Annotated in this window: 8 protein-coding genes; 7 read left to right on the top strand and 1 reads right to left on the bottom strand. The window is 62.7% G+C overall.

The annotated features are described in order from the left end of the window. Positions 1 to 259 precede the first annotated feature (259 nt). The 7 genes from Q0U08_RS16770 to Q0U08_RS16800 all read left to right on the top strand — a co-directional run bounded on the left by Q0U08_RS16770 (position 260) and on the right by Q0U08_RS16800 (position 5465). A complete protein-coding gene (locus tag Q0U08_RS16770; RefSeq protein ID WP_042469189.1) occupies positions 260 to 451 on the top strand; it encodes a hypothetical protein in 192 nt (63 codons plus the stop codon). A 44-nt stretch (positions 452 to 495) separates the two neighbouring features. Then, complete coding sequence (locus Q0U08_RS16775; protein WP_298092746.1) at positions 496 to 1551, top strand: ParB/RepB/Spo0J family partition protein; 1056 nt, start codon at positions 496 to 498, stop codon at positions 1549 to 1551. Positions 1552 to 1770: 219 nt separating this feature from the next. Next, positions 1771 to 2157 (top strand): DUF3768 domain-containing protein, encoded by a 387-nt coding sequence (locus Q0U08_RS16780; RefSeq protein ID WP_042469183.1) that lies wholly within the window; start codon positions 1771 to 1773, stop codon positions 2155 to 2157. A 128-nt stretch (positions 2158 to 2285) separates the two neighbouring features. Beyond that, the gene (locus tag Q0U08_RS16785) at positions 2286 to 2543 is read left to right on the top strand and encodes a hypothetical protein (RefSeq protein ID WP_042469301.1); all 258 of its coding nucleotides are present in this window, start codon (positions 2286 to 2288) and stop codon (positions 2541 to 2543) included. 2 nt (positions 2544 to 2545) lie between these two features. Further along, positions 2546 to 3835, top strand: a complete 1290-nt coding sequence (locus Q0U08_RS16790; RefSeq protein ID WP_042469182.1) for a Fic family protein — start codon at positions 2546 to 2548, stop codon at positions 3833 to 3835. A 531-nt stretch (positions 3836 to 4366) separates the two neighbouring features. Further along, positions 4367 to 4720, top strand: coding sequence for a hypothetical protein (locus Q0U08_RS16795; protein WP_231738854.1), 354 nt, complete (start codon positions 4367 to 4369; stop codon positions 4718 to 4720). A gap of 292 nt (positions 4721 to 5012) precedes the next feature. After that, positions 5013 to 5465, top strand: a complete 453-nt coding sequence (locus Q0U08_RS16800; protein WP_042469180.1) for a flagellar hook-basal body complex protein FliE — start codon at positions 5013 to 5015, stop codon at positions 5463 to 5465. A 79-nt stretch (positions 5466 to 5544) separates the two neighbouring features. Here the strand turns inward: Q0U08_RS16800 and Q0U08_RS16805 are convergent, their stop codons facing one another. Beyond that, a complete protein-coding gene (locus Q0U08_RS16805) occupies positions 5545 to 6015 on the bottom strand; it encodes a nuclear transport factor 2 family protein (protein WP_053003295.1) in 471 nt (156 codons plus the stop codon). Between the last annotated feature and the right edge of the window lie 112 nt (positions 6016 to 6127).

Genomic DNA, 6127 nt, shown 5'->3' on the forward strand with positions numbered 1-6127 from the left:
CGGCCCTCCCCCGGAGGCCCGCCAGCGCGGGGAACACCAAGGGCTGCTGCCCTTTCGTTCCCGAAGGAAAATAGACGGCCCCGTGTGGTCCGCCAAGCGCGGCACCCGACGCCCTAAGGGGCGTCGGCCGCGCTAGGGCGGCCTGCCCGCACCAGGCCATCGATTTTCCTCCTCCCTCCCCATCCCGCTCCTCGCCGGAGAGGCAGACCCGGTTGCTGCGGCAACCGGCTTTCAGCCGCAGGAAGAAGGAGGAAAGAGAATGGCTTACACCCGATACAAGGGCGATCCCTACTGGAAACGGGCCAATGTGGACGGGACCAGCGCGGACGGCACCCCCTACCGCCGTGGCGAGCGCGTGTTCTTCTATCCGCGTTCCGGCGCGACCTACGCAGGGGACGGCGCGGCGCGCGCATCGGCCGAGTTTGACGAACTCGCGAGCCTCGAAGGCTGACCCCTCCCCCATCACCGAACCTTATTCAGATCAGGAGCATCATCATGGGTATCATCACCGTCAAGCTGTCGCAGCTTCGCCTTTCCCCGCTCAATCAGCGGCGCGTGAAGCCTTCCGCCGTCGAGAGCATGGCCGACGACATTGCCGCGCACGGCCTGTTGCAAAACCTTGTCGCCTATGAGGACGAGGGCCTGTTCTATGTGTTCGCCGGAGGGCGGCGCTATCGCGGCCTCAAAGAACTGGCGAAGCGCAAGCAGATCAAGAACAGCGACGCGTTTCCCGTCGAGGTCCGCACCAAGGAAGAGGCCATCGAACTGTCGCTCGCGGAGAACTTCCAGCGCGAGGACATGCACCCGGCAGACAGCATCCGCGCCTTTGCGGCGCTACGCGATACCGGCATGGACGCCGAGGAAATCGCTGCCCGGTTCGGTCAGGCGGTCAGCTTCGTCTATAAGATGCTTCGCCTTTCCGCGCTGGCACCGGCGCTGATCGACCTGATCGCCAAGGACCAGTTGTCGCTTGAGGCGGCGCGCGCGCTCACCCTCACTGACGACCACGACCAACAGGTGAAGGTATGCAAGGCGGCGAACGGCCACGCCCACACCATCCGGCGGATGCTCACCACCGAGAAGGTGGACACCACCAGCGGCGCGTTTATCTTCGTCGGGCGCGACGCCTACGAGGCGAAGGGCGGGACGATCACGGTAGACCTGTTCAGCCAAGGGGCCGAGGGGTTTGCCGACCATCCCGAGCTTGTGCAGGAACTGGCGGAGGACAAGCTGGACGGTATCGCCGACGAGTATCGCGCGATCGGTTGGCATGAGGTCCGCGCCACGCTGGACCGGCCCTACGACCTTTCTCGCCGGAGACCTGGAGGAGGTCGTGCAGGATCGCATCCGCGACGTTCTCGATGGTCCCGGTCTCGGTGTTGTCGAGCGTGGCGAGCTGTTCCATCAGCCGCGTATCGTCGATCTGGTGATCGCCGCCCGCGACGCACGCAACGCGCCCTCCTGACGGGGGCGCGCTTGCGCGCGATAGTGCCGTGCGGAGATCCGCACCGCGCAACTCTCGCCGATCGCGATGCGCGCGACCGGCGCTAGGGGAACACCAAGGGCGCTGCCCTTTCGTTCCCGAACGACAATCGACCGCCCGTGTAATCCGCCAACCGCGGCACCCGTCGCCGGAGGCTTCGGCCGCGCTAGGCGGCTCGCCCGCACCAGCGGTAGATTCTCGCTCCCCCTCCCCATCCCGTCCTCGCCGGACAGGCAGGGCCGTGAGGCCGAGCGGCCTTGCGGCCCATGCCAGAAGGAGGATCAGTGATGTGCAGCCCCGAACAACTCGACACCATCCGTCGCCTTAATGACCTAGCCCGGAGCCAACCGGGCACCGCATCCATCGCCAACGTCACGCTGGGTTTCCAGTCTCTCCCCGACGCGGATCGCTTCGCGGCGCTGGCGGCGATCGTCGGCTTCTCGCAATTCACCGGCGACAACGATCCTCACGGAGAACATGATTTCGGCGCGGTTTATCGGCTCGCGACGGGAACGTGGACGCAGGAGCGACCGAGCGACGACAAGGCAATCGCCGAAACCGTTTTCTGGAAGGTGGACTACTACGACAACACGCTTACCTATGGCAGCGAAGCGCCGTGGGATGAGCAACAGACCAAGCGCGTGCTGACGATCATGCTCGCGAGCGAATACTGACGTCCCCGGCGTGCGATCCGCGTTCAAGCGAGCGCGGATCGCGACGCACCGACCGGCTCTTATCGCACGTGATTTGTTGAGGAATCGCGTTGGAAGGCGTAGGGTTATGAGCAGAAAGGATGACCGCGATGGCCCAGATCGATCTTGAAACGCTGCGCGAGCGCATCCGCCAGATGGATTTCGAGCGCGGCAGCCCTGAACAGGTTGCGCTTTGGCGCGAGGACGTAGCGGAAGCCCGTGCCAATCTCGTTATCGAGGATATGACCCCGACCATCGACGAGGACGCGATGTTCTCGATGATGCTCGACGAGGGCGTTCCGCCCGCCCTCATGCCCTCGATTATCCTCAGTCTCTATCAGCCCGGAACCCGCCAGATCGCTGCCTGACCTTGGCAAGCGATCCTTATACATATCCCGGCACCGAGACGCTTCGTAACCGGCTCGGGATTACGGAAGACAAAACGCTTACCGAGGCCGAACGACGACTGACGCAGGCGCGCGGCGCGGAGGCTGCGCGCCTGACCTTTCCAGCCACCGCCGACGGCTACCGTGCCCTTCACAAACACCTGTTCCAAGACCTCTACGATTGGGCAGGCCAGGACCGCACCGTCAACATCGCCAAGGGCGGATCGAGCTTCGCCGCCGTCCCCTACATCGCGCGCGAACTCGACAAGCGGTTCGCCGAGGTAGGAGCGCAGAGCGGCTTGCGGGTGCTTCCTCGCGACGAGTTTTTCGATCGGCTCGGCAACCACATCAACGAGATCAACGCCATTCATCCCTTCCGCGAAGGGAACGGGCGCACCATGCGCCACCATGCCGCCCAGCTCGCCCGCGAAGCCGGCCACCCGATCCGCATCGCCGCGATCGACAAGGACCGTTGGATGGAGGCGTCCCGTCACGGCTTTCTTACCGGCGATCATCGCGGAATGGCGGCGGTTCTCTCCGCAGCGGCGATCAAGCGCGACCTCGCGCCCGAGGCGCGGATTGGCCCCGCAGGGATCGCCATGCTCCCCAAGCGCGCGCCGCCCGAGGGGCAACGCTACCGCGTGACGCTGACCAAGGCGCGCGAGGAGCTGGAACGCTATTTGCCGGCCGCTCGCCAACAGGCGGCCGATCGGCTGCGTGGGTTGATTAAGGAGGGTGCCCCCTCCCCCGCCATCGCCAACGCGCGCACCGAACTCGCCTATGTCCGCCATGCCAAAGGGCCGATCTATCAATCGCACCTTCTCACCTATCTAGGTGTCCGTCAGGTCGATGCCGTCGTGACGCCGCAGCAGACGCCGTTGGAGCGCGTGCGGGAGATCGGCGCAGCACTCGGTGTTCAAATCAACAACCAGCAGCCGGCCCAGCTCCAGCGCGCCGTGCGGTCGCTGGAGCGGCCGATCCTGCCCCCTGGTCACTCGCCGGGGCAGGAGCGGCTTGCCGAGCTGTTCCTGAAGAACACGCCGGAGAAGAACCAAGCCGATCCGCGCCTTGCGCCCGCCCAGGCAATCGTCGACGCGGCCATGAAGACCGCGCGCGATCGGGGCGAGAGCGCGCGCATGGTCGGAGCCATCGCGGAGTCGACGCGCCAGCTCGTCGCCGATCGGATCAAAGCGGGCGGATCGCTGGACGTCAAAATCGGCCGCGCGACCCCGGCGCAAGCGCCAGCACCGCGCGATAAGGACCGGAGTCGCTGACAGCTTTTGGAGGACGGGGGAATGTGCAATCGGTTGTGTGATTGCGGTCCCCGCCGCAAGCGGGAACCGGATTGTCAACGCAAGGAGATGCGGTCGTGAAACCTGATACGGTCACCGTCACAGATGAAACGTGAGTTGTCACCTTCGTGTCGAATATCTCAAAGTGCCTGCTTCCGGCATTCAGAATTGATATCAACCCTCCATGCTTCAAAGAACTTCATTTCCGGGTTGGGAAATATCAGATCGAGAGCGCAAAATACTCACGCTAAACTTTTATTGCGTTCTCTTGATTAAAACCGCGTAGTCGCGATTTTTGACATCCATGATCCGTCTTGCTCGGTCTTAACGTCAGCGGCAGGGATCGAACCCGCACCCCATTGCCGGGGATCGCTTTAGCGATACGTCTGCCAATCCTGGGGATGAGACCTCCCCGGTGCCGCGCGAAGTCTTCCCTACCGAGAAGAAGACCCCTCGGTGCGCCTGGGCGTGCGGTGATCGTCGCCGGGCAACCGGCCATTGGAGCCGGTCACGATGGAATGGGGCTTCGCGATCCAGGCGCCGAGCAAGCGCGACCCGGTCGTGAAGCTGGACAAGTATGTGACCCATGGCCGCAACCTCGCTTCATCGATGTGGAAGCCGTCGCTCGCCAACCCGGAGCGGCGCTGCCTTGTCCCGTTCACCCATTTCGCCGGACCCCACCCCGAGGGCGGGACTGGCGACGATGGCAAGCCCCGGCAGATGTGGTTCTTGATCCCCAATGAGCCGATCGCGTTCTTCGTCGGCATATGGCGACCGACTGTGCGTAGCGAAGCCTACGCCTTCGCCGAACGCGATCGTCTCGCCATGGCATCCCAAGGCGATGCCGGTAATCCTCCATCTGCGTGACTTCACCACATAGCTTGACGGGCCCCACGAAACGGCGCTGGCGCTGGTGCGACCCTATGATGGATGATGCGGACCGCGCTGCCTATGCGACCGGCGTGCTTCGCACCGGGAGCCGGATCGAGGGGCGACGCTGGTATCAAGACAATACCCTCGAACCTATCCGCGACGAGACGTTGCGCGAGGGATCGGTGCATAGCTTCATGAATAGGCAATCAGTACTAAGTTCAATTAACCATGCCATAACGGTTTCAATGCGACATGTCGGTGCGCTGAAGGCGCACCGAGGTAAAATATGAGCAGCATCTCCATCAATGATGTCATGGCTTTGCGGAACGCTGTCCTCGACAAGAACGCGGCGCTTCGGAACGTAGCAAGCAACCCGAACTCTGTCTCCGTGTCCGGGGCTGCGAAAGGAGCGGCTTTTGACGCAGCGATGCACACCGCGCTGGGAAAGGCGGATAGCCCAAATTCTGTCTCAGGCGTGGGCGGAGCGGCGGCCGTTTCGCAATCAGGACACGCCGATCTAGGCGGCTTCGCCGCTACTTTTCAGACGCAGCTTCAAAAAATTAATGCGATCAATGCGCGCGCTGGTGCTTTGACGGTTGCCTACGAACGCGGAGAGGAAACCGACATCGCGAAGGTGATGCTTGCGCGGCAGGAGTCCTCAATCGCATTCGAGGCGACGTTGCAGGTTCGCAACAAAGTGCTGTCCGCCTACAAGGACATTATGAGCATGCCGGTGTAGCGCAATCCCGAAAGCACCTCCCTGAGTCGTTAATCCCTGCTGAGAAATACGTTCACGCACCAGCCTCCGCCTACCTCCATTAGCTTCCCTTCGGCTTACGAGCACTGTTGTGCATGGACACGATCTTCCAGCTGCCGCCCACCTTTTTAAGTACGCTTGAGGCAACACCGAGCCGTTCGGCCGCCTCACCGGTTTTGGGCTGAATCCGGTAACGGTAGGTTTCGGTTGCAAGGGCAACCGGTCCCTCGAAGCGGACGTCGACCTTGTAGTCTGAGAAACGGAACGATTTGAACTGCTTCAGCTCGGGACCGAGATGATGAGCCAAGTACGTGGTGTAGCTGCCCTCAGATGCTCCTGTCTCGAAAATCTGCGCGTTGGTCGTGAACAGTCGCTCGGTTCCAGCGGCGTCAAGCTTTTCGATCGCCTTCTTGTACGACGACAGCACAGCCTTCACGGCGCGCGCATCAGCGGCTCGAGCGTCAGACTGCGCCCACGCCGCGGCGGGCAGAGCAATTGACAACGCCATGATCGTCTTCATCCCGATGTTCATTCCTGATCTCCCAAAATAAAACTCTCCACTTTAGGCTATCGCCGTTTGAGGCAATACGGGGACCGGTGAGAGGATGGTCGAAAACGTACGCTAAGCGTCCCGGCTTTGCTGG

It is taken from the genome of uncultured Sphingomonas sp. (genome assembly GCF_946477935.1).
Taxonomy (GTDB): domain Bacteria; phylum Pseudomonadota; class Alphaproteobacteria; order Sphingomonadales; family Sphingomonadaceae; genus Sphingomonas.